21 protein-coding genes are annotated in these 24122 nt (G+C 40.4%); 4 read left to right on the top strand and 17 right to left on the bottom strand.

Annotated features, from left to right (window positions below; translation table 11 throughout):
* Positions 1-4 precede the first annotated feature (4 nt).
* The 10 genes from NH153_RS06035 to NH153_RS05990 form a co-directional block, all read right to left on the bottom strand.
* Positions 5-1762 carry an efflux RND transporter periplasmic adaptor subunit gene (locus tag NH153_RS06035; protein WP_055022008.1) on the bottom strand — a complete coding sequence of 586 codons (1758 nt, stop codon included), beginning with the start codon at positions 1760-1762 and terminating at the stop codon, positions 5-7.
* Positions 1762-3189, bottom strand: coding sequence for a TolC family protein (locus NH153_RS06030; protein ID WP_062566153.1), 1428 nt, complete (start codon positions 3187-3189; stop codon positions 1762-1764). Before NH153_RS06030 ends, NH153_RS06035 begins: the two co-directional genes overlap by 1 nt.
* Entirely contained in the window at positions 3189-3686 is a 498-nt protein-coding gene (locus tag NH153_RS06025) for a DUF411 domain-containing protein (RefSeq protein WP_016708256.1), read from the bottom strand. Before NH153_RS06025 ends, NH153_RS06030 begins: the two co-directional genes overlap by 1 nt.
* Positions 3687-3793: 107 nt before the next feature.
* Positions 3794-4159 (bottom strand): hypothetical protein, encoded by a 366-nt coding sequence (locus tag NH153_RS06020; protein WP_063702032.1) that lies wholly within the window; start codon positions 4157-4159, stop codon positions 3794-3796.
* 156 nt (positions 4160-4315) lie between these two features.
* Entirely contained in the window at positions 4316-4663 is a 348-nt protein-coding gene (locus NH153_RS06015; RefSeq protein ID WP_045979609.1) for a hypothetical protein, read from the bottom strand.
* Positions 4664-4676: 13 nt separating this feature from the next.
* The gene (locus NH153_RS06010) at positions 4677-4994 is read right to left on the bottom strand and encodes a hypothetical protein (protein WP_045979610.1); all 318 of its coding nucleotides are present in this window, start codon (positions 4992-4994) and stop codon (positions 4677-4679) included.
* Positions 4991-6028 carry a hypothetical protein gene (locus NH153_RS06005; RefSeq protein WP_063702030.1) on the bottom strand — a complete coding sequence of 346 codons (1038 nt, stop codon included), beginning with the start codon at positions 6026-6028 and terminating at the stop codon, positions 4991-4993. The genes NH153_RS06010 and NH153_RS06005 overlap by 4 nt, the downstream gene beginning before the upstream one ends.
* 208 nt (positions 6029-6236) lie before the next feature.
* Positions 6237-6599 carry a hypothetical protein gene (locus tag NH153_RS06000; RefSeq protein ID WP_062566156.1) on the bottom strand — a complete coding sequence of 121 codons (363 nt, stop codon included), beginning with the start codon at positions 6597-6599 and terminating at the stop codon, positions 6237-6239.
* A 194-nt stretch (positions 6600-6793) separates the two neighbouring features.
* The gene (locus NH153_RS05995; RefSeq protein ID WP_062566157.1) at positions 6794-8176 is read right to left on the bottom strand and encodes a PhoH family protein; all 1383 of its coding nucleotides are present in this window, start codon (positions 8174-8176) and stop codon (positions 6794-6796) included.
* Positions 8176-9540: a PhoH family protein gene (locus NH153_RS05990; RefSeq protein ID WP_063702027.1), complete on the bottom strand. Its 1365-nt coding sequence runs from the start codon at positions 9538-9540 to the stop codon at positions 8176-8178. The genes NH153_RS05995 and NH153_RS05990 overlap by 1 nt, the downstream gene beginning before the upstream one ends.
* A 299-nt stretch (positions 9541-9839) precedes the next feature.
* Between NH153_RS05990 and rapA the strand changes: the two genes are divergently transcribed.
* Positions 9840-12734 (top strand): RNA polymerase-associated protein RapA, encoded by a 2895-nt coding sequence (gene rapA, locus NH153_RS05985; protein WP_063702025.1) that lies wholly within the window; start codon positions 9840-9842, stop codon positions 12732-12734.
* A 65-nt stretch (positions 12735-12799) separates the two neighbouring features.
* On the opposite strand, the gene NH153_RS05980 is transcribed toward rapA, so the two are convergent.
* Positions 12800-13120 carry a hypothetical protein gene (locus NH153_RS05980; protein WP_063702023.1) on the bottom strand — a complete coding sequence of 107 codons (321 nt, stop codon included), beginning with the start codon at positions 13118-13120 and terminating at the stop codon, positions 12800-12802.
* 43 nt (positions 13121-13163) lie between these two features.
* On the opposite strand from NH153_RS05980, the gene NH153_RS21555 reads away from it, so the two are divergent.
* The 3 genes from NH153_RS21555 to NH153_RS05970 all read left to right on the top strand — a co-directional run bounded on the left by NH153_RS21555 (position 13164) and on the right by NH153_RS05970 (position 17781).
* On the top strand, positions 13164-13520 hold the full coding sequence (locus NH153_RS21555) for a DUF5522 domain-containing protein (protein WP_082874001.1): 357 nt from the start codon (positions 13164-13166) through the stop codon (positions 13518-13520).
* A 181-nt stretch (positions 13521-13701) separates the two neighbouring features.
* Positions 13702-16134, top strand: coding sequence for a TonB-dependent receptor (locus NH153_RS05975; protein WP_063702021.1), 2433 nt, complete (start codon positions 13702-13704; stop codon positions 16132-16134).
* 108 nt (positions 16135-16242) lie between these two features.
* Positions 16243-17781, top strand: coding sequence for a tetratricopeptide repeat-containing sulfotransferase family protein (locus NH153_RS05970; RefSeq protein ID WP_063702018.1), 1539 nt, complete (start codon positions 16243-16245; stop codon positions 17779-17781).
* On the opposite strand, the gene NH153_RS05965 is transcribed toward NH153_RS05970, so the two are convergent.
* The 6 genes from NH153_RS05965 to NH153_RS05940 form a co-directional block, all read right to left on the bottom strand.
* Positions 17756-18595 (bottom strand): sulfurtransferase, encoded by an 840-nt coding sequence (locus NH153_RS05965; protein ID WP_063702016.1) that lies wholly within the window; start codon positions 18593-18595, stop codon positions 17756-17758. The genes NH153_RS05970 and NH153_RS05965 overlap by 26 nt on opposite strands.
* Complete coding sequence (locus NH153_RS05960; protein ID WP_063702014.1) at positions 18595-19758, bottom strand: capsular polysaccharide export protein, LipB/KpsS family; 1164 nt, start codon at positions 19756-19758, stop codon at positions 18595-18597. Before NH153_RS05960 ends, NH153_RS05965 begins: the two co-directional genes overlap by 1 nt.
* Positions 19759-19847: 89 nt before the next feature.
* A complete protein-coding gene (locus NH153_RS05955) occupies positions 19848-20267 on the bottom strand; it encodes a group I truncated hemoglobin (RefSeq protein ID WP_063702012.1) in 420 nt (139 codons plus the stop codon).
* On the bottom strand, positions 20267-21100 hold the full coding sequence (locus NH153_RS05950) for a DUF3034 family protein (RefSeq protein WP_063702010.1): 834 nt from the start codon (positions 21098-21100) through the stop codon (positions 20267-20269). The genes NH153_RS05955 and NH153_RS05950 overlap by 1 nt, the downstream gene beginning before the upstream one ends.
* Positions 21087-23402, bottom strand: a complete 2316-nt coding sequence (locus NH153_RS05945; protein WP_063702008.1) for an EAL domain-containing protein — start codon at positions 23400-23402, stop codon at positions 21087-21089. The genes NH153_RS05950 and NH153_RS05945 overlap by 14 nt, the downstream gene beginning before the upstream one ends.
* Positions 23392-24042, bottom strand: coding sequence for a methylamine utilization protein (locus tag NH153_RS05940; protein WP_063702006.1), 651 nt, complete (start codon positions 24040-24042; stop codon positions 23392-23394). Before NH153_RS05940 ends, NH153_RS05945 begins: the two co-directional genes overlap by 11 nt.
* Positions 24043-24122 lie beyond the last annotated feature (80 nt).

Below are 24122 nucleotides of genomic sequence, written 5' to 3'. Positions count from 1 at the left end.
CCACTTAATGATTAGAATGATCAACAGCAGCTTTATTTTCCTTGCCGTGTTGTTCATCTGATTCAAGAGAGATTTCAGTGATAACTAAGTCATCCCTAACCTCAAAAGTGAAAGTGACATTATCACCAACATTGAAATCAACTATTTCTATATTGTCCGCGACGATAAAATCCATCGTCGCAGCAGGTCTATCCCACTTCTCTATTGGGCCTCGGCTAATATTTAGAATCCGTGTATCAATATCAATCGCATTAATTAAACCTGATACTGTTGCTGATGATACTTCTTCACTCATATCAGCAGGCTCACTCATGATATGAATTCCAGTAACTTCATATCCACCCTCTTCGGTTTTGCTCACTTCAAAGTGCAAAGATTGACCAGACTTCAGTGAATCAATATCTACCTTTTCACCTACATCGAAGTCCATTGTCATTTCAGGCCAATCCCAAGCCTCAGCAGGACCATGAGTAATATTAACCATACGATGTCCCGCCATGACGCTGTTGATTTCGCCTTCCATCCAAACAGAGCTAGGCACTTCGTCATGAGTCATTCGTTTAAAATCAGAGTTTTTACTTGATTCAGAATCAATCAAGAATTGAGCAGATGTCACCACAACATCATCTTCATTAAGACCCTCTAAGATTTCGATACTATCGATATCAACCCGGCCAATTGTCACTTCGATAGACTTAAATTGCCCATCCCCCAAGGCAAGTACAACTCTGTCTTGTTTACCTGTGCGAATGACGGCTTCTTTAGGTACGAGTATCGTGCTATCAGCTTGATTAGCGTGAATAGAGACTTGTGCAAACATGTTTGGTTTTAATTGATAGTCTGGGTTGTCAAACTTCAGTCTCACTCTGAGTGTGCGTGTTTTACTATTCAATGTTGGATAAACATAATCAACGACACCAGCCCAGTCCTCTCCGGGTAAATAATCCAGTGTCATTGATACAGGCAGTCCTTCTTTAATTAAGGCTGCGTCACGTTCAAACACTTCTGCTTCAACCCAAACTTGATCTAGTTGACCAATGCTTAATAAAGTGTTTCCCGGCTTGACATAAAAGCCTTCTCTAATCTTCAAACCGTCAACAACACCTGCTTGTGGTGAATAAAAGGTGATGGTTTGCTGAACTTTTCTAGTCTTTTCTAGCTTTTGAATGAAATCTGCTGAAAGCTGTAACGCTTTAAGGCGATCTTTCGCCGCCGAAATTAAGGAACTATTGTCGCGCTTTAAAGCTATTAAAAGTTCTTCTTGCGCGTTAACTAACTGAGGAGAATACAGTGTATAAAGAGGCTGCCCTTTCTCTACAGGGTTACCTGCCGCTTTGACATAGAGTTTTTCAATCCAACCATCAACACGTGGGTGGATATGAATTAGCTTATCTTCATCATATTGAACGTAACCAACCGTTGATATTTCAGTATGCATATTTTTCAGCTCAACAGGTGCAGTGCGAACCCCTAGGTTATTCACTACATGAGGCGCAATTTTTACTGCTCCGGGACCAAAATCATCACCAGATGATTCTTCCTCATACACAGGAATTAAATCCATCCCCATAGGCGACTTACCGGGCTTGTCCCGGCGGTAATTAGAATCCATCGGTGCAACCCAATACAGAGGCTTTTTCTCTGCTGATGTTGTTTCATCTGTATTACTGTTTGACCCTGCACCTTGATATAAGCTCAATACTCCTGCGCCTAGCGCAGCACCAATGATGATGGCAATAATTGTTTTAGTATTCGTTGACATTATTTTTCTCCAAATTGCTGATTGGATAAGTGCTGATTAGTTTTGTGTGAAGTTTGCATCGACTTATGTTCAGCATTTGAGTTAGATTGAGAACGTGCAAAGAAATAGTTGATACGAGCAACTGTTTTAAGTGCGTCAACATCAATTCTTAAGGCTGATATTCTGGCATTTAATTCTGCGATTCTTGCTCGAACAACTTCGGCAAAATCGCCATCATCATTTGTGTAAGCTGTCAATGACGCTTCTGCTTGGTCATGAGTTTGTTTAAGGAGTTGTTCTTGATAGATAGATTGCCTATCAGATAAACGCTTAAGCTGTCTAAGCTCCTTTTCCACCATACTGATCATTTGCTTTGTCAGTAATAGTTTCTCGGTTTTAATAGTCTCTGAATCTGCAATAGAAGCTGCAACTTGCTTATCTTGTCTGTTCTCGGTGAACAAGGGTAAATCAAACGTTACTCCAACAGAAAATAAATCAGCTCGGCTATCACCAGAGGGCATATTGTCCCGATAGGCATAACTAGCATTAACACCCCATTGCGGTTCATATTGCTGTTTAGCTAACTCAACTGCTTTTTCTGAAGCTTTGCGTTTTATATCAATTGCAAGTATGGCTGGGTGATTCGAAAGCTCCTGAGCCAATAGATTTCTTGAGTAATTAGATGCTTTTAGGACTGTTGAATTGTTCAAATGAATTGTAGGCAACTTTTTAGAAACCCTAAACTCTAATGGTTGCGTATCAAAGTTGAATGATTCATTCAAGCCAGCAGCATCGTAGATATGAAGCCACTCATTAAGGCGAGCGATTGTTGTTTCTAGTTTCTGCTTTTGCGAAGTTAATCGGTCATCTAACTGCACGATTTCCAATTGAGCACGAATAACATCTTGTTGTCTGGTTTTACCAACAACATTTGAGTAGCTAGCTTTAGTAACTTCCGCCATCTGCTCAAAGAGCGCCCAATCCGCTTCAATCAATTTAATGGTTTGTTGGGCTAAGTAAGCATCTAACCATAACTGTGATACTTGGCTTATCAGTTTAGCCTTACGATCCTCTCGTAGCAGTGGAAATTTCGTTGACTCAATTTTTAATTGCTCTTGTTTAATCTTTAAACTATCACCTCTAGGAAACATTTGAGAAACACCAACCTTTAGTTGAGTCATTCCTTCCTGATCTAAGTCCCAAGTATCTGTTGGTAAATTCATTATCCCTAGTGATACTTTGGGGTCAGGCAAAGTACCTGAAGCGATACTTCTATTTTCAACCGCGCTTTGTTTTAACCGACTCCCATGAAGCCAAGGATCATTTTGCTGAGCCAAGGTGATAGCTTGTTCAAGTGACACTACTTTCTCAGCTTGAGCTGAGAATACAGACAAGCCGAGAATTAGCGAAGTTGAAAGTAGAGTAAGGCTTGAAACATTTAATCTCATTAGAATTGCTCCTCATAAGCCTTAACTTCTGCATATACTTTACTCGTTCCATCTTTAAATAAAATTAATACGTTATATGACATAAAGCGGTCGCCGACTTCCATACCCGGAGAGCCAACAGGCATTGCTGGGACAGATAATCCAATCGCATTGGGGTGCTCTTCTGACAAGAACTGCTGAATAAACTTAGCCGGTACATGACCTTCAAAGGCAAACCCATTTCTACTCACTGCCGTGTGGCATGAACGGTAATTAGGTTTGATACCATACTTAGTTTTGATGTTGCCGATGTTTCGGAAATCTTTGGAATGCGCAACGATCCCTTTGTCTTCAATATGAGTTATCCATTTTTTACAACACCCACAAGTTGGGGTTTTATAAACGATTAACTCCAAAGGTGTTACGTCGTTATTGTGTGCATGCTTATGTTCATTAGCGTTTGCAAACGCAGGTGAAAGCAGCATTACAACTGCTATTTTTAAATACTTATTGATCATTTTTGCCCCCAGACGTCGCTGGAAAATAGCTATAGCGCTACGACGCTATATTGACTAACAGAAAAATTAATTACATGTGTGCGAAATTTGGACGCACTAATCCTGTATTAGGCAAAAATTGGTGGACGATAAAGGGAAGTGGAAATTGAATGAGGTTGTTTAGATTGCATAGCAGCTACAGATTCACTCAATATTTGAATATCTGTCGAGTCAACACTGGAATTTAGGACTGTCGTAGATGAGCAAGCATTTGCAGGACAAATACATTCAACGTCACAACAATCTTCTGATTGACCATTACTGCTTTTATTCATATCACCATGATCCATGTTCATGTTCATGTTCATGTTCATGTGTGATTCATGAGAACCTGATGGCATTTCGCAAGGCATAGCAGAATACGCAAATGCTTGCCCTACAAAGGCAAACAGCATAAGCGTTATCACTAAGACTTTTGAAAATGCTTTAGACATAAAATTCTCATAAAAATATACATGTCTATGCTAATACAAATTTTCGAATAAGTAAATTGATGTCATGTAAACATTTATGAATATTTGACTAACGTCAACTTTTTCAAAGAGGTAAGTGACAAATAATAATCTCATCAGACTTCTTATCTTCGTTATTCAATGGCTTTTATTTTGAGACTTAAGTTGCTCTCTCATTTCTAAAACTCGATCTACCGAATAAGCTCCCGCCCTCATAACAACCAGTTCAACAAACGAAATATCAATTAACTTATGGTCAGCATCAATCACATAACAACTCTCACTATGTGTGTATATTTCTAACTTATCCTCATCAGCAGATTTGCTAACAATCTTTGAAGTTACCATTTGCTCAAATGGCCGAAATCTGAATGTTTCATCGTCAATAACAACCCCTGACAAAAACTCCCCAAGAAATGATTTTTCAAAGTCTTTATAGTCATAGACCGAGAGTATGTAAGCATCCTTTAAATATGTTTTGTCCATTTGTTACTCCCTACTAATAGCCAGCAGGGAGCATTTCTCGCAACTCTAATAGCTCATTTGGAGAGTACATACACTCATGCATTAAATTGAACTCAAATACATCTACATCAAACTTTTGGGGTTCTGCATCTAAGATATAAAAGTCAGCACCAAAAGTTCTATATTCAAGACCGTTTACTTCCATGACTTTCGTGGAAAACAAAGCCTCACCTTTTTTACCGTTCTTACTATCCTCAGCAAAAGTAGCGTAAAGCACCTGTTCAACCTTATCTTCTAAGTCAGATTTAATTGAGATAAGTGTTGCGTTAGTTAGTTTTACTCTTGGTCTCATGCTTTTGCTTCCTTCTTACCTTCTAGGCAAAACGGGCGGAAAAAACTAAGGTACTTAACTCCATTAACTTTTAGTAAATTGTTGTCAGCATCAAAATGTGACAGAACGCTAGACTGATACAACGAAATATATTTTTCATAATCGATGGTGTTAAAAAAATTGGTATCGACACGTCGTGCATGGAAAACAAGAGCTTGCTGATCGATACGAACAATGAACTTTTGATCACCATCTAGATTTTTAACCTGTAGACATAAATCAGGTTTGTGCCAATCAGATACAAAGGAAGGAATCAGTGGGAAGCCATATACCAAATAGCGCATACCTTCGATTTTGAAGGTTGTTGGATTGAACTGAGCCTTATTTAATTTGCCGCTACGGAATAATTCAAGTGTCAACACCAGCCAGTGCTCATGCTTAGAAAATGTATTTCCTTCAGAAATACAGCCTTCGAACTCACTATCATGGTTTACATGATTGATGTACATGTATTGTTTAATGTCATTCAAGGAAAGCTTTTCAACCGGAAACTTTGAAGCTATGAGCCTGAAATAACAACCATGAACTTTTAAATCTGCATATTGAACTATCAACGGATCATCAAAAGCATCGAAATATGGTCGCCACTCCAGCCTAAAGTCAGCACCAGTGTTTACAATAAACTTGGCATCTTCTGGCAACCCTAATACTTGGTATATCACTGAAACTAACTCTAATGTTTCGATATCTACCAGCATCAGGCTTTCAATACGGTTTGCCATTGACTCAATTTCTTTATGAAGCGATTCAATAATTTCTTGATCATCGTATTCATTGATCATTAAGTATTTCAGGGAATCGTGCTTTAGAATTGAATCCAGTTTTTTCTGTTCAAATGCTTCAGTGAGGCTATTATGGGTATCAGAAAAATGAGGGCAGTTATAAACACCTCTAGCCCACAGGCCTTGGGCGTAAAGATCAGGAAACTCTAATAACTCAGCAAACTCTTTTGCTTGTTTATTGAGTTTATTCTTTAATTGATAAAGTGAGATCATTTAGTTCTCCAAACAACTTTCTAATAAACAATGGCCTACCAACACATTGCTTTATTTATTGTTCAAATAACCAAATTTTTACGGATGCTCCGCTTCACTGTTCACGTTTTTCAAGGCGAAAAACATGTGTAGGCGTAGGCTGTCCGTTCAGCCTTCTTATTATAATATCGCCAAAAAACAAAATGACAACTTACGTATTTGTACAACTTTAGGTAGATATTTTGAGTTTGAACTCTGAAAAGCTAAGCCCAAACAAGGATACGACCATCTCTTCATTTATATTGGAGCCGGGAAATTTTTTTTCAAAATTTCCAATAATGCTATCTAGGTGGCTAGCTAATATTTTTACTAAAAATATTTCCGAGTTTGGTGAGAGTGCAGACAGTGCTATCATTGGGTTGTCAAAGGATTCAGCTTTTATTTTTACTAGTAAATCGCTGTAACTGTCACAGCCATATAGACAAATAGCTGCCCCTTCTTGGGCTTGTCCAAGGGGAATAGTTAATAATTTAGATAATCGTTTTGCCTGCCTTTTTATATTTACTAGCAGGTCTTCTTTTTTAAAAGACATCAATACACCAAAAAACGGCAACGCTAGGCCACGCACCTATGTCACTCAGTTTTTATGTGAATATTTAATCTTTTAGTTCAGAGTAAATCCATTTCGTCCTGTTTTCGTGGGAACGGGCTTCTCTGAAAAGCCACTGCAAAAAGCAGTGGCCATTGTCGCAATATTATAAGGAAATGTGAATGGTAGTTTGATGCCTACATATTCTTTTCAGTGAATTCAGCCAAGCTACTACGCTCTACTTCATCAAAAATCAGCACTGATCCTTTTTCATAATGACGAAACACATTAACAGCCGCACTTGCACCAGAAGAAGCAGGTGTTACAAACTTATCGTCAATCTGGGCTAGGTTGCCCAATACGATTGTCCGACAATTTTTCCCACCACGGCTTAACATGCCCTTGATTTGCGCTCTAGTCATGTTTTGAGCTTCATCAATGATTAAAACAGCATCGTCTATTGAACGGCCACGAAAATAAGCCATGCTAGTAAATTCTATATTGGCTTTTTCAATCACATGCTCGACTGTAGCGTAGACATTTCCTTCATGATTATCATCCGAGTGCATCGAAATTAATGCGTCAGTAATACCTGCCAGAAGAGGCATTGATTTTTCAGTTAAATCCCCCGGTAAGAATCCCGGATCGTCGTCCATAAAGTCTCTGGAGCGCACCACAACGATTTTTTTGTACTTTTTCAACTCCAATACTTGATGCAGCGCCGAAGCAACTGCCAAAAAAGTTTTTCCGGAGCCAGCAGGACCAAGGATGATATTTAAATCATAGTAAGGGTCTGTTAATTGGCTTAAAGCTACCGACTGACGCTGATTTTTAGGCAAAATGCCCCATACTTTTTCTTGTTTACGAGGCAATAGCTTTGTGAATACCTCAGTATCTGTTACTTCTGAAATTCGCCCAATGTGTCCAGCTTCATCGTACCAATACATGTTTGGCTGAACTTCATCATTAAATAGACTTATTGGGAAAGTATAAACTTCTCCTGAAACCTTGAAGTCTTTGTCTGATTTAATTCGATCAAAAAGATCTCCTTTAAAGGCTTGTACCCCTGTGTATAAAAGATCAATATCTGATATTTGATTATCTACGGCAACGTCTTCTGCCATGACCCCTACGGTTCGAGCTTTCAAGCGCATATTAATGTCACGGCTAACAATTATTACGTCTTTATTGAGTTCTTTTTGAAGATATAAAGCATAATTAATTATTCTGTTATCAGCATCACTTCCTATCCCGTGCTTTAACTCCTTAGCCAGATCCAATTGAGTGTCAATTCCAATGAAAAGCTTTCCTCTCTGGGCTGTTTCGGTAGATGGTAAAGGAATACCTATTTCCATTTCCTCGGCTGTATGTCCATTTATAATGTCTTCAAGCATTCTAATGCACATACGGGCATCGGCACTTACCGATTTATTAGTTCTTTCTTTCAGGTTATCAAGCTCTTCAAGGACAGTTAGACAGATGTAAATATCATCTTTGTAGCTAAAAATAGATTTTGGATCATGTACTAATGCAGATGTGTCTAGTACACGAGGATTTCGATTATCAATAGAGCTTTTCATTACGCAGCCTCCCAAAAGATTGAATCGTTGCTAGGCTTTGTGTTGTACTTTTCTTGTAAATTACAAATTTTGAGTAAAGGTTTATTGTTGAGAGACTGCTCAGAGTAGCTAAGGTAATCAATTTTTTTGGAAATTCTTTTTACTTTTTCTACAGGCCAATAAAAACAAGGGGGTAAAAACTTTAAAATATCCCCAATTCGGGGTTGTAATATAACAACAGCATTTTGAATACTACGACCACGCATAAAGTTTACCGATTTAAACTGTACGTTGGCTTTTTCCATAATGTAATTACGGCTTGAAATCGGATTCTCATCTCCTTTATGCAGCACTTCTAACGTATCGGTGATAGCAGCTAACCACGGCGCCATTTTCTCTTCTTCGGTGCCCGGTAAAAAACCAATCGACTCAGCAATCTCTGGGGTATTACGAGTGACAATAACTTTATCGTAAATGCCTTTTTCAATAATCATTTCAAGCGCACTGGCAAGGGCGAGCAAGGTTTTACCACAGCCAGCGGGGCCAGTTAAAATCACCAACTCAATGCTTGGGTCAAGCAGCGCATCAAGTGCCATTCCTTGATACACATTTTTTGGTTTAACACCCCACGCGGTATGGCTCATCAAACGCTCAACACTGATATCTTTTAAAGTAATTTGTTTATCATCGTAGCTTGTTACTCGAGCCGCAAAGTGGTCGCTTTCATCTAAAATATATTCGTTACAGAACACATCGCTAATCGTGCTTTTTGCCACATGATGATAGGTATCTCGGCCTTGCTGCTCTGTTTCGCATTCTCCAACCTGTTGCCAAAAATCACCGTCAATTTTTTTATAGCCGCTAGTTAGCAACGCTATGTCGTCAATTAATTGGTCTGTTCTGTAATCTTCAACAAATTTAAGCCCTGCCCCTTTCGCTTTGAGGCGCATATTGATGTCTTTAGTGACAAGCACAACCTTGCTATCGCTGTGTTGCTTCTGTAAATGAACAGCACAATTGATAATGCGATGGTCGTTTTCGTTGCCAGGTAACCCTGAAATACTGTCTGCAAATAAATGGTCATTAACGATAATTAAGCGACCACGAGATTCTGTTTTAGCCTTCTTATTACTAGGGAGCGCGACACCCTGCAACATTTGCTCTGGAGAAGCGTCCTTTAGCACTTCATCTAAACCACGAATAGCAACACGGGCGTCACGGCTGACGTCATGTTTCCTATCTTTAATGTGGTCGAGCTCTTCTAATACTGTCATCGGGATAACGACATCATGTTCTTGGAAAGATAAATAAGCGAGGGGTTCGTGGAGTAATACATTGGTATCGAGCACATACATTTTACTATCAAGGTTCGAAGCTTTTTCCATAGCACTTTCCTTACGTTTTATGATTTTTATGCTATACCCAATAAACTAAACAAGCGGCGGATGAAGCTATGATTTATTTGTCAGGTATATACTCAGTTTAGTCTATTTACGACAAAAGTCCTTTTTATGACATACAAATATACAATTATTTAACTGGTTAAAATACATACAATTTTTACCCTTTATAATGACTTAAAAAGGTTGACTAAATTTAATTGTGTGCGGCGAGTTTACTGCCTTGAAGTAGCATGGCGTTACAGGTAACATAGCCGCCTTTTTTCTTCATAGACGAGACATACATGAATTTTTCCTTAGGTCAGCGTTGGATCAGTGATACTGAGTCAGATTTAGGATTAGGCACCGTTGTTGCCCTTGAAGGCCGTCAGGTCAGCATTTTATTTCCAGCCAGTGGAGAAAACAGAGTTTATTCTTTAACAGAAGCACCTGTTACTCGTGTCGCATTTAATCCAGGTGATATTATTCGCAGCGTTGAAGAGTGGGAATTAGAAGTCGAGTCTGTTGAAGCGCAAGGCGAGTTACTATGCTATCACGGCACTCGCGTTGATAATGGTGAAAAAGCGCAGTTAAAAGAAACCTTTTTAGATCACTTTATCAAATTCAATAAACCACAAGACCGTTTATTTGCAGGCCAAGTAGACCGCTTTGACCGCTATACGCTGCGCTACCAAACTTGGCAGCACCAGTTTGAGCGCCAGCAATCACCTTTAAAAGGTTTAATTGGTCAACGTGCAAACCTTATTCCGCATCAGCTTTATATCGCACAAGAAGTGGGTAAACGTTTTGCGCCGCGCGTATTACTTTCTGATGAAGTGGGGTTAGGTAAAACCATTGAAGCAGGTATGATTTTACACCAGCAAATCATCAGTGGCCGTGCTAGCCGTGTATTGATTGTTGTGCCTGAAAACTTACAGCATCAGTGGTTAGTCGAAATGCTACGCCGCTTTAACTTACGTTTTTCAATCTTTGATGAAGAACGTTGTGATGAGGCATTTGCAGACTCACCAAACGTATTCGAAACAGAACAGTTAGTACTTACTAGCCTTGAGTTCTTAAGCAAGAAAAAACGCTGGTTTGAGCAAGCTACGCTGGCTGATTGGGATTTATTAGTGGTTGATGAAGCGCACCATTTAAGTATCAACAATGGTAAGCCAAGCACTGAATACCAACGTATGGCAGAGTTAAGCCAAGACATTCCAGGCCTTATCTTATTAACTGCGACGCCAGATCAACTTGGTCACCGCAGTCACTTTGCCCGCTTACAATTACTCGACCCAGATCGTTTCTACGACTACGATGCGTTTGTTGAAGAAGAAAGTAACTACAAAGAGGTTGCCGAAGCTGCTAACCAATTACTGGGTGAAAAAGGCCTTGATGATGCATCTAGAGCAACATTAAAAGAGCTATTAAAAGAAACTGATATCACAGAGCTTTTAGCCAAAGCAGAGCAAGGTGATAAAACGGCACGTAACGAAATTTTATCAATGCTGCTAGACCGCCATGGTACAGGTCGTATTTTATTTAGAAATAGCCGTAGCGGAATTGATGGCTACCCAAGCCGTAAACTTCATGCTTATCCAATGGCGATGCCTAAACAATATAAAACGGCGATGTCAGTACTGGGTAACATGGCTGGTATTCAAAATGCAGAGCTAACTGCTCTTCGCGCTTTATTCCCTGAAAAAATATTCCAAGAGTTTGAGGGTGAAAATGCCAGTTGGGGCGCATTTGACCCACGTGTTGATTGGTTAATCGAAACATTAAAAACCCTTAAACACGAAAAAGTACTGCTTATCTGCGCTAAAGCCGAAACCGCACTTAGCCTAGAACAGATTTTACGTGAGCGTGAAGCAATTAAAGCCTCAGTTTTCCATGAAGGCATGTCGATTGTAGAACGTGACCGTGCAGCAGCTTACTTTGCCGATGAGTACGACAGCGCACAAATTCTTCTTTGTTCTGAAATTGGCTCTGAAGGTCGTAACTTCCAATTCTCGCATCACTTAGTACTGTTTGATTTACCACTTAATCCAGACTTACTCGAGCAACGCATTGGTCGTCTTGACCGTATTGGTCAAACGCAAGACGTAAACATCCACGTACCGTATTTCGAAAACACCGCACAAGAAGTATTACTTCGATGGTACAACGAAGGTTTAGATGCGTTTGAAACAACATCGACAACAGGACAAATGCTGTATAAAGAGTATGGCGAAGAACTACTTGAGTTTATTGGTGCACACAACTGTGACGAAGAAGAGCTAGACCCACTACTAGAACAAGTTGCCAGCCAAAATGCTAAGCTTCGTAAACAAATGGAAAGTGGTCGTGACCGTTTATTAGAGCTGCACTCAAGTGGCCAAGGACGAGCTGAAAGTCTTGTTGCTGATATCGAAGAGTTAGATGATCAATTCACGCTACCAAGTTATATGATCAATGTGTTCGACACCTTTGGTGTAAGCCAAGAGGATAAAGGTGAAAATACCATCATCTTAAAGCCAACTGAGCACATGCTAAATCCATCTTTCCCATGCTTGAAAGATGATGGCATCACAGTAACGTTTGATCGTAGCACCTCGCTTTCGCAAGAAGACGCGCATTTCATCAGCTGGGACCACCCTATGGTGCAAGGCAGCTTAGATATGATTTGTGATGATGACTTTGGTACTGCCTCTGTGGCGTTATTGAAAAACAAAAAGTTACCTGCTGGCACCTTCTTTGTTGAAATGATCTTTATTGCTGAGGCGATGGCACCTAAAGCGTTGCAGGTTGGTCGCTTCTTACCACCTACGCCAATTCGTATCTTATTAGATAAGAGCAGCAATAACTTGGCCGACAATGTTGCCTTTGATGCCTTCAACCAGCAGTTGTCTGCGGTTGGTCGCCAAACGGCAAGTAAGTTAGCCAGTGCACTACAAAGCGCCATTCACCCAATGATCACCAGCGCACAAGGCATGGCACAAACCAAGCTTGAAACACTACGCGCTGAATCACTAGAGAAAATGCAAACTGCACTCGGTGAAGAGCAAGCTCGTTTAACAGCACTTAAGCAGATCAACCCGAATATTCGTGATGAAGAGCTTAGCTTCTTTGATAAGCAACGTAGTGAACTCACTACTTACATTGAAAAAGCGCAAGTTAAACTGGATGCAATTCGTTTAATTGTGGTTTCTCACTAACCCATTGGCTCGTAAGCGAAAGCTTTAAGGTTTGCTTAAAGCTTTCGTGCTTACCTTCCATCATGCTATTGCATTATCGTTAATAACTTCTCTAGCATACTTTTATTCAACTCACCCATTTGCTCGTTATTGCTTAAAGCGTAAATAGCCCCCTCAACGGCACTTTCGTCGATATCTTGTCTGGACTCTACTACATTTGCCCAAAGTTCTAATTCATCGATATCTATTTCGCCATCGATAACACGCTGTAAAACCTGACAGAAAGCGTCTTGCGTAAGAATATACACATCACCTTGTGTGTCAGGAGTGCTTGTAATCACTGAGATTGCCTCAAATCGATTATCACCAAAACGGGCAAACTCATCTAATGCGTCTAATTTATCCATTTGCTATGCTTACCTTTTCAATCTCAAAGCATCTTTTTACTAAATGACAACCCTTACTTGCTCACAATGCAAAGCAACCCTTCACTGCCAAGCTGATAATATTAATGCCTGCTGGTGTAACGAGCTGCCCAACATTTTACCACTCGATGAGGCAGCAACAGAGTGTTTATGCCGAGACTGTACTATAAAAAAGATAAATTCATTTTTATCTAAACTTTATCAACAACCTTTAGAACAGCAACTAGCCTTTGCTAAGCCTTATTTTTCTCAAGGAAATTTAATAGAAAATCTTGATTACACCATGCAAAACAATTACATGGTATTTAGCCGCTGGTTCTTTTTAAAACGCGGCCATTGCTGCAGTAATGGCTGCACTCACTGTCCTTATTCCGATAACTAACCCTCAGGTAGAGTATTTATTCAATTAGTTTGCATTTAATTGCAAATATTGCATGGACGAAAAGAATAAAAATACATTATAATTGGATATAAATTCACTAAATTAATCATTTTTAAGCTTAAACTATTAATAACGTCTATTTTTTAAGCATAAATTTACTGTAACTAAATCGGAATCAATCATGAACACCTTTAAGCCTGCTCTACTTGCAAGTGCAATTTCTGCGGTTTTATTCAATAGCAATATGGCGTTTGCAGCTGAAGATGCTATCGAAGTTGATAAATCAATTGAAACTATTCAAATCACTGCAACACGACGTGCAGGTTCAGTGCAAGATGCGCCACTTAACATTACAGCGCTAAACGGCGATGTAATTAGCGATCAAAACATTGGTGATCTTGAAGATGTCGCGCGTTGGGTACCTGGCTTAACAATTTCTGATCAAGGTGGTCGTGAAGGCTCTCCGATTATCGTTCGTGGTTTAAACACAAATACCTCTGACCGTATTTCTGATAGTGGCACAGTAGCCACTTATGTTGGTGAAATTCCACTTAGCATCGACTTACGTTTAACTGATGTTGACCGTGTTGAAGTGCTAATTGGCCCACAAGGTACACTGTATGGCGCAGGGACTTTAGGCGGTGCGATCCGTTATTTGCTTAAGCAACCCGATCTAGATTTAACAGAAGGTCAGGTAACAGGTGATGTATTTAGCATTAACGAAAGTGACGGCACAGGCGGTGAGTTTGGCGTGGTATTCAACACTCCGCTAATTGAAGAAAAACTAGCTCTTCGCGCTAGCTTAAATTATTACGATAACCCGGGTTACATTGACTACACGCACGTGGTTCAAGAGCCAGGTGTATCAAATCCGAATCCTGACTTTTCTGACAGCAGCGATGTAAATGCCAACTTAAAAAGCGTAAGCGATGTTAACGATGAGCAAATCACCACAGCACGTTTATCACTGCGTTGGCTTGCAACCGAAGATGTAGATGCAACGCTTAACTACTTCTATCAAAAACAAGAAAATGGCGGTAACTCAACATCGCAATACGGCTCACTTGCTGATAGCAGTGCGCTACAAGGTATCCCAGGAAAGTACGAAAACGTTGCCCGTGTACTTGAGCCAGGCGAAGAAGAAAACGATTTATTAAGCTTAGAGATTAAAGCGGATCTTGGTTTTGCTGAGCTGGTATCTGCATCAGGTTGGTCTAGCTATGAGCAATCAGGTCAGCGCGACCAAACCGATCTACTTTACGATATTTGGTCAGGTTATGCCGACTTCCCTTCATTCGTTGGCTACACACACGACACCTCTGAGCGCGATACCTTCACGCAAGAACTTCGTTTAGTTTCAAATAGTAGTAGCGCTTTTAACTGGATCGTAGGTGGCTTCTATAACAAATTAGAAAGTCACTCAGATGACCGTGAATACACGCCAGGTCTGACTGAATATTGGGGTGGCGGTATCCCTAATGTTGAACAAGACCTTGAGTACATTCTAATTTCAGATAGCGAAACCACTGAAAAAGCACTTTTTGGTGAAATCGGCTACAGCATTTCAGATCAGCTTGATGTAACTCTAGGTGCACGTTTTTACGAATACGATGTTTCTACAACATCAGGTTCTGCTACACCGCTTTACTCAGGGGATTTTGATTCACTTGCTAATCTAGATATGGAAACGGTTACTGCCAGCGATAGCGGTAACTTATTTAAGTTTAATGCTAATTACACATTTGATAACGGTATTCTTGCTTACTTTACTGTAAGTGAAGGCTTCCGTATTGGTGGTGGTAACGGTATTGCTCCTTGCCCTGATGTATTACCTGAGCAACAAATAGTTTGTGCCCTGCCAAACGAAGAAGATTACAAACCAGATACAACGGTCAACTACGAGCTAGGCTTTAAGTCATCATGGTTACGTAACCGACTACACTTCAATGCAGCGCTATTTAATGTTGATTGGAAAGATGCGCAAGTAGGTAGCAGCACTGTAAATGGCCAAGAGCTAATTACCTCGAACGCAGGCTCAGCTAATTCAAAAGGTGTTGAGCTTTCTACTCGTGCAATGATTGGTGACAACTGGGCTGCATATGCGACATACGCGTATGCAAAGGCTGAATTGACCGAAGATGCGCCGTACTTATTTGGCGTGTTAGGCGATGACTTAGCGCAGTACCAAAGCTACTATGATGGTGCTAAAGGCGACCGTTTACCAGGTGCTCCTGAGCATCAATTCTCGTTTGGTCTTCGTTACGAGCAAGATGTCTTAGGTGATAAGTTATTAAGCGTAAACTACGGTATCACAGCGCAAAGTGATGTAATCACCAAAGTAGGCTTAAAAGCAGACGGCGAAGTATTACCAGGTTATGCACTAAGTAACTTATCTGCCAAAATTACTGGCGATATGTGGTCTGCAACGCTTTACGTAGACAACTTATTCGATAAATATGCATTCACTTCTGTACGTCGTGATAAGTCTTGGGCAGGTATGTCGCAATATGCTGAGCTTAACAAAGAGCTACCTGAGCTACAGCGTGTTTATGGTCACTACACCACCGCGCCTCGTACTATCGGTATGAAGTTTAGCTATAACTTTGAGCTGTAATTAAATATACCCATAAAAGCCTTGCCTCCTTTAGGCAGGGCTTTTATTGGGATTGGTATAAGCCTGAAAATAATTAAGTATTATGGTGAATTGGTATACTATGCGCTTATGCTAAATGATACCCAACAAGCGCTTCGCGCTCATATCCAACAGTTGTTAAGCAACAAACAACTAACCGATGCACATCACTTACTTGTGCAGCGGCTAAAACAAAATCCTGAAGACCACGTTTGTTACTTTTTACTCAGCGAAGTCAACACCGCAGCTGGCGATATCAACAAAGCGATTAAGCTGCTTGAGAAAGCGATAATCCTAGCCCCTTTTGCGATTTATCATTTAGCACTTGCCAAGTTATACGTACTGTTAGGCAAAGTAAGTAATGCGGCTGTGCATTATGAAAGCGCTCTACAAACAGCTGACTTTGGTGCCGCTGACTTTGATACATTAGCCAATATTGCGACCCGTTTAGGGCATTATGACGACGCCCTTAGCTTTCAACAAGCAGCCTACCAACGCAATAAAGATAACCCACAAATTAGCTATAATTTGGCGGTGTGTTATAAAATTCACGGACTGTTCGATGAAGCTAAAAGCTTGTTACAGCAACTAACCACAAAGCAAGCTAGTTTTTATCAAGCCCACTATTCGCAGGCTGAACTCAATACTGTTATAGATGCAGAGCAACATATTCAAAAACTACAAGCCTTGGCGGATAGAGAAAAAAGCATTATTGACCAACAAGTGTATTTTCATAGTCTTGCTCTTAATTATGAGCACCTCAATGACTACAAAAATGCATTTAAATACTTTGCACAAAGTAAGCAAGCAATAGCCGGTAAACTTAATTATCAAGCCACACAGCATCGCCACTTTTGTCAAAAACTGATTACCCAGAGCAAGCAGCAAGCAATTAAAAGTAGTGACTCTGAGTTCTCGCCAGTTTTTGTCGTTGGCATGCCCCGCTCTGGTACAACCTTAGTTGAGAAAATCCTTAATCAAAGTTCAAAGCTACGAGGCATTGGGGAATTAAATGATATTGCGCAATTGATACAACACGCCACGCAATCCGCGCGTGTGATTGACAGCGAAATGCTCGATAAGGCATATGAATCTGAGGCGATAAAGACAGCACTGACTAGCTATCAACAAAGAGCCCAGCTGCTAAGTGGTGGCCAAAGAAGTTGTGATAAACAGCCATTTAACTTTTACTATATTGATTTTATTTTAGCGGCTTTTCCTAATGCAAAAATCGTTTGTATGCAGCGGGACTGGCAAGATTGCAGCATTGCCAATTTTAGGCAGATGTATAGCCCGCAAAGTGTGTTCCATCACTACAGTTTTACACTTGAAGATATTGCCTCGTTCCATCAAGATTACTCGGTATTAGTCAGTCATTTTGCCAACAAGTATCCTGAGAACGTTTTTTTGCAAAGCTATGAGCAATTGGTGGCAGAGCCGACCCTACAAACTCAAAAGCTCTATGCGTTTTGTGATTTAAGCTGGCAGGAAAACAGCCTTACTTTTTATAAAAACAATGCAGCATCAGCCACGGCGAGTAAAAAGCAAATTCGCCAGCCACTGAATAAAAACAGTATCGGCAGCTGGCAAAATTACGCTGAGTTTATTGATGTGGGCCTGTTTCAATAGGTAAGTCGTGACGAGCGCCCCACTCACTCCATGAGCCATCGTAAACACGTAAGTTAGCGTAACCGCATTCATCGGCACACAATGCAATTGCGCAAGCGGTTACACCTGAACCACAGCTAAACTGCAACTGGGTGTGATGCGGCGCTATATGTTGCTCAAATAATGCCTGCAACTCGCTTAGCGATTTAAGCTCACCGTTATTTAGCACTGTTGCAAGAGATAAACTGCGACTATTTGGAATATGACCACTGCGCATGCCTTCGCGCGGCTCAGCGTGTTCACCGGTAAAGCGCTCATAAGGGCGAGCATCAAGTGTTAGTGTGCTTTGTTCATCAAGTGAGTTAAGTACTTGCTCAGCACTGATGAAGTAATCAACACGCGGGCTGGCAACAAAGTTGCCTTGACCAGAAGCAGCTGAATAACTTGCTTGTGTTGCAAAGCCAAGTGCTTGCCACTTAGCCAAACCACCGCTTAAAACTTTTACATTATCAAAGCCCATTGCTTTAAACATCCACCACGCACGGGCAGAACTGAATAAGCCTTGGTCTTCATAAATCACAACTAGAGAGTCTTGGTTAACACCAGCAAGCTGCATATGCTCTTCAAACTGCTCGCTATTGCACATCATGCTTGGTACAGGATTACTGTTATCTGCTAGCGCCTTCTTGAAATCAAAACGCTGTGCATTAGGAAGCATAGCCTTAGGCGCATACTCACCCGGTAAACCAGGACGTACCATTCCTGCATCGAAGATAACCAAGTTATCCTGGTTTAAATGCTCGTTAAGCCATTCTGGCGAGACGATGTTCTTCATTAGCTTTCCTTTTGCGATAGCTGTGCAAATGTATCTTGTTGAGTTAAGCGTTTTTCGACCGCTTCAACATGCTCAGTTGTACATTCTTTCCAAACACCAGGCAAGCAATACACATGCTTTAAGTAGGTAAAAAACTTATCTCTCAGAATACTGTTGGTCTGCCAGCCATTTTGTAGTTTTTCCAAGCTCTTAATCAAGGCAGTTTGATCACTTGCGTGTAGTACGAGCTCATCAATGTTGTAACAAGCAAGCCCCAAGGTAATCACTTTTTTATCAAGTAATAAAGATTCTAAGCCAACTGTCGAGTTAATAGTTATAACGGCTTCAGCACCATTAATAAGTTCTCGAGTACAATTTCCGTTGGCAAAAACGGCAACATCATTTCTATCGTACAAGTGCTCATAGTGCTTATGCCATGAAGGATGTTCTTTAAAAACAACTTTAAGTTCTGGATCATTTAACTGTTTTACAGCTGAAACAACAGCATCGTAATACTCTTCCATTGACTTAAGCCAAGGAGAGTAACAAGCTATTTGAGTATCGTGTGGAACTTGAAATGGCACAAATAAGTATTTTTTGGGTAACTCGATAGCGTCAAACTTACAACGCTTTTTATGGTTCGCTCTAGGAATTAAATCAGGCGCAGAAAATGGCAACTTCCCCTGCGGATCAAAGTTTAAATAGAATTGATTATCTCGCGGTACAGAAGCCGCAAAATTAATACCTTTTGGATCTAAGCTTGTTGTTCCGGGCAGTAACCCATTTTCATAGTAATAGGTGGTCACTCCTAAAGCCTTAGCAGCCATACAAACAGTAACATTCGGTAATTTATTACCATTCCAAATGACTAAAGCTTGTGGCGATTCTGACTTCAATAAATCATAATACTTAGCGAACCGACACCGCTCCACAAGCAGCATCAAAGCAGAGTAACTTTTAATTATTAGCGGGTTATTCCATAAACTATTACGCGCTTGTTTACGTAATAGTTGCTCCGAGATTATTTTACTAAAATCATACTTAGTCGTATTTTTGATGTATTTCAGAGCACCGAATCTTGGTACCCCCATCGTGTGCACTTTGCAATTTAAGGGTAACTTCTCAATTAGTTCTTTGTAATAGCGGGCGTGTACATTATTGCGAGAGATAAATAGAAAAGACATGCTTTTAGCCATACATTAAATAATTCTGTTGAAGTTTAAGGACTACAGTCAAAGAATGCAATAAAGTAAAAATTTAATATAAACAATAGCTAAATATCAATTACCTCAGGGCGCAGCGGTGCTAAACGACTCAGAATCTTATTTTGTACCGTTTGCGGGATCTGTTGTTCGTCCATAGCATTAATCAAAAGCTCTACTACACGGTTAAAGTCTTTTTCAGGGATGTTCATTCCCGTGTGGATATCTACCATATTGTCGCCTTTGTATTCACAAGGGCCGTCGGTGACGCTACACAAATGAGTAATAAAACCTTGGCGAAAATGGGCAACATTCGTTTGTTTAAAATAAGCTAAAATTTGTTCGTCACGGCCAATTTGATTAATAAAACTATCAACCAGCTTTTCAACTCCTTGCTCACCATTAATTTGCTGATACAAGGTGCTATTGTTGCTACTCGCACAACCAACTAACATAGCTGCAAATACAAATGTAAAAAGTGTTTTCATCATTACCAATACCCTGTTACAGAAAGATACCAACCTGTTTGATCCTCAGCCCCAGCAATACTTCCTAAGTCTAACCAAGCTGCGGTCACACTAACATGCTTGTTAGGGAACCAAGCAACAAACACATCCTGCCAATCTTGCTCTCCTAAGCCAAGGTTATTGGACTTTTCACGATACTCAACACCCACAGCTATTTGATGGGTTAAAAACACTGCAGTAGATGCTTCAAATAACAATTCTTTATCGCTATCAGGGCCGCCAAAGCCTAACAAGCCTAGCTGATTAGCATCGCTATAACGAAAGGTGGTGTTCCAAAACCAGTTATACCCAGCAAGCGCCCCTAAGTGTAATTTACTGGCAGCAAGATAAATATCGGTACCACTGGTGTCTTTGGCGCCGAGTAGGTTTGCGATACTGCCGTCATCCAGTGATTTATGTTGCACACCCAAGCTCAACTGCGGCCATTTACTGTAAACGATATCGCCGTATAAGCGCACTTTTGCCCCTGTTATTGATTGTTCAATATCGGTATTTAATGCCGGAACTTCGAAGCGTTGTTCTGCGTAACTAAATTCAACGCGATCATAAATATTTAGCTGCGCGCCACAAACATCTAGGCGATAATCACTCACATCTGCACGGCTACAAAAACCATTTATTGCTATTTCATCATCACTTGCATAGCCTGCAAGCTGCGCCCAAGGGACAATACCACCACCCGCACTACCTTCTACCTGGGAGACTCCGGGTGTTGCTAATAATTTACCTGACGCCGCAAAGCCAGAACTTGCAAAAGCAAGGCATGTTAACCCAAACAACCAATTAAGACGCTTCATTGTACACCTCTAACCACTGCAAAAACTGCTCTGATTTTAGTGGCCTACTTAAATAATACCCTTGTGCATAATCGCATTTGTTTTGCACTAAAATATCCAGTGAATCTTTGTTCTCAACGCCTTCCGCTACAACCGAAAAGCCCAACTGATGACCTAAAGTCACCGTCGATTGCACTATATATTGATCTTGACGTGACTGGTCTAGTTGCAAAATAAAACACTTATCAAGCTTTAGCTCATCAATCGGTAATGACTTTAAGCGCCCAAGCGATGTTTGCCCTACACCATAGTCATCCAACGAGATTTTAACACCCAAGGTTTTAAGGTTTTCGAGTGCCTTAATGCCTTGCTCTTCGTTCTCAATCATATCTCGCTCTGTAAGTTCAATCGTAATTAAACGCCCATTAACAGCATGTTTCTCAAGTTGTTTAGCAAGGTGTGAGTAAAAGCTTGGGTATGCAATATCTTGTGCAGAGACATTAATCGCAGCCTGCATAGTAATACCTTGCTGTTGCCATGCAGCAACTTGAGACACTACGGTTTTCACAACCCAAGAAGTTAACTCAACAATCACCCCCGATTGCTCAGCTAAATCAATGAACAGCTCTGGTGAAACCCACTGACCATCTTTGCGTTGCCAACGAATTAACGACTCAACTTTATCAATACAATTGGTTTTAATATTTAGTTTTGGCTGATAGGTCATAAACAGCTGACCATCATCATCGACAAGGGCTTGCTTAAGTTCATCGATAATAGCAAGGCGCTCAAGGTGCTCTTCGTCTTCACCTTCTTGATAATAGTGAATGGTTTTATGCTCACAGGATGCGGTATCAACGGCAATTAACGAGCGACGCATTAAGTCCTCAGGGCTGACATTTTGTGAAAGACAATGCACTACCCCAACGCTAAAGCGTAACGTAATATTCAAGCTTTGAATTAAGTAGCCTGCTTGTAGCTGAGTAACCAGCTTCATTACTGCATCTTTAAATTGTTTCGTTTCATCTGCTGGCAATAAAGTTAAAAACTCGTCACCGCCAATCCGAGCATTCACCCCATTATGATGAGCTGAGTATTCGCCAATTCGCTCAGCAACGGCTTTTAAACAATCATCACCAATACGCGGGCCTAATTTATCATTGATATGACGAAGACCGCGTATATCAATAGCAACGAGTGTGTATTCAGCCCCTTCAACAAACAAGTTTTCCATGCTCTCTAACATCGCAGAACGGGTATAAAAGCCAGTTAAAGAATCATGGCTGGCTTGAAAACTAATTTGCTGCTCACGCTCTTGTATGTCATTACCCATGTTATTAAATGCATCGACTAAGGTAGTGATTTCGCTACTTTGTTTTTTACCTACAAATTCAGCTTTATAATTACCTCGCGCAAATTGCTGAGCAAGTAGGGTAAGCTTTGAAAGCGGTGTGGTCAGGTTTTTGGCCAAAATCCCACTGGCCAGCACACCGATGACAACCGTGATAGCAGCAAGCACAATTATAGTGAAAAACAACTGCTCAAACTCACGATAACTTTGCGTTAAATCGGCACTTAACAACACTGAGACAAAATGACCTGGTAACGACGGAAGTTCAACCAATCGGTTTCTATAAACAGGCTTTTCGCCAAAAATTCGCTGGGTTGTTTTGTTATTAAAATGCGCTAACACTGAATCACTTTGTGGCTGCTTGGTGAGTGATGTCTCTACAACACCATCCTCTTCACCAATAAAACTCACATCCATTGTGGTGAGGTTTTTAAGCTCTGCTGCAACTAGGTCGTTGATTTCAAATCCCACAAGGCTGTAGGCAACAGTACGAGGCGCACGTACTGGCAGTAAAATTACTTGGTAAAGGGTTTGGTCAAGTACAATGAAATTTGATTGTTCTGCATTAATGAGTAATTCATTCATCAGTGCAGAAAACTCATCTGGCGTATGGTTAAACTCAGTATTTGCAGAAACCAATTGCCCTGATAAATCAATCAGTAACATCAAATCAGCATTGATACGACGACTGTGGTTATTCAGTACACTACTGATAGTATCAGCATCTTGAGTGGCGATTGCTTGCTTAAAGCCAAAATCTGCGGTGAGTACCTTTGCGGCTGTTAATAGCAGGCTTTCTTTAGCACTTAAATATTGCTTAAAAACATTTTCAGCGACATTAATATCTTCACGTAACTTTTGATCATTAAAGCGATTAGTCGACCACCAAGAGCTCGCTAAACTGACTAAACTAGTTAATAAAACCAAGCTTACGCATAAGGCTATGATACGCCCTCTTAAACTATGAATCATTATCTGCCTTAAACATCTCACCAAACGTATTACGCGGTGCAGGTTCATTCGTATTAATTGTAATATCAGCAACTTGCTCAGTTACAGTAACCGATAATTTTTTGTTAATTTCACTGGTTTGGTTTGGGTGCCAAATAGTTAAACTGGCCGGTAAAGTAATCCCTTTTAATTGTACTTTGCCATCCTCTGCTGTTTTTAGTGTGTTAGCACTGTTTGCGACATAGATATAACCCACCATAGAATCGTGGATATTACAGCCAAGGACTACAACCCCAGAGTTATCAAACAACTCTGGTTTCTCTGGACGGTCAGCGTAAAGCCTAATATTGAAAGGTTTAGCACTCGAAAAAGAATAAACATGATGACGGATATTATCGCTATTTGGAAAATCAACAGATTGTCCTTGCTGTATGACCAATACATTAGGTGAAAATTGTTTATCAACCTGGTCCATTATCGCTATGGGTAATTGCGTGCTCGGTAAGTTCGCATTACTTTCTAATTCGATTACAGCATCAGCTAACGGCTTACCAAACTGGTCACGAACGGTAAATGAAATATCACCAGCAAAAGCATTTGCTGAGCAACAAAGAACTACAAAAGAGCATACAGTGCGGGCACAATGCGAAAAAAACGTCATAATTAGACCTTGCTTAGCTTAGTTTGCTAATAAGTATAGATTAATCTTAGCTTAAGTTAATGAGAGAGGATATGAAAAGC

It is taken from the genome of Pseudoalteromonas gelatinilytica, from assembly GCF_001641615.1.
In the GTDB taxonomy this organism is placed as follows: Bacteria; Pseudomonadota; Gammaproteobacteria; order Enterobacterales; family Alteromonadaceae; genus Pseudoalteromonas; species Pseudoalteromonas gelatinilytica.
Note: the sequence above shows the minus strand (reverse complement) of the source record. Positions and strands in the feature narration are given on the sequence as shown.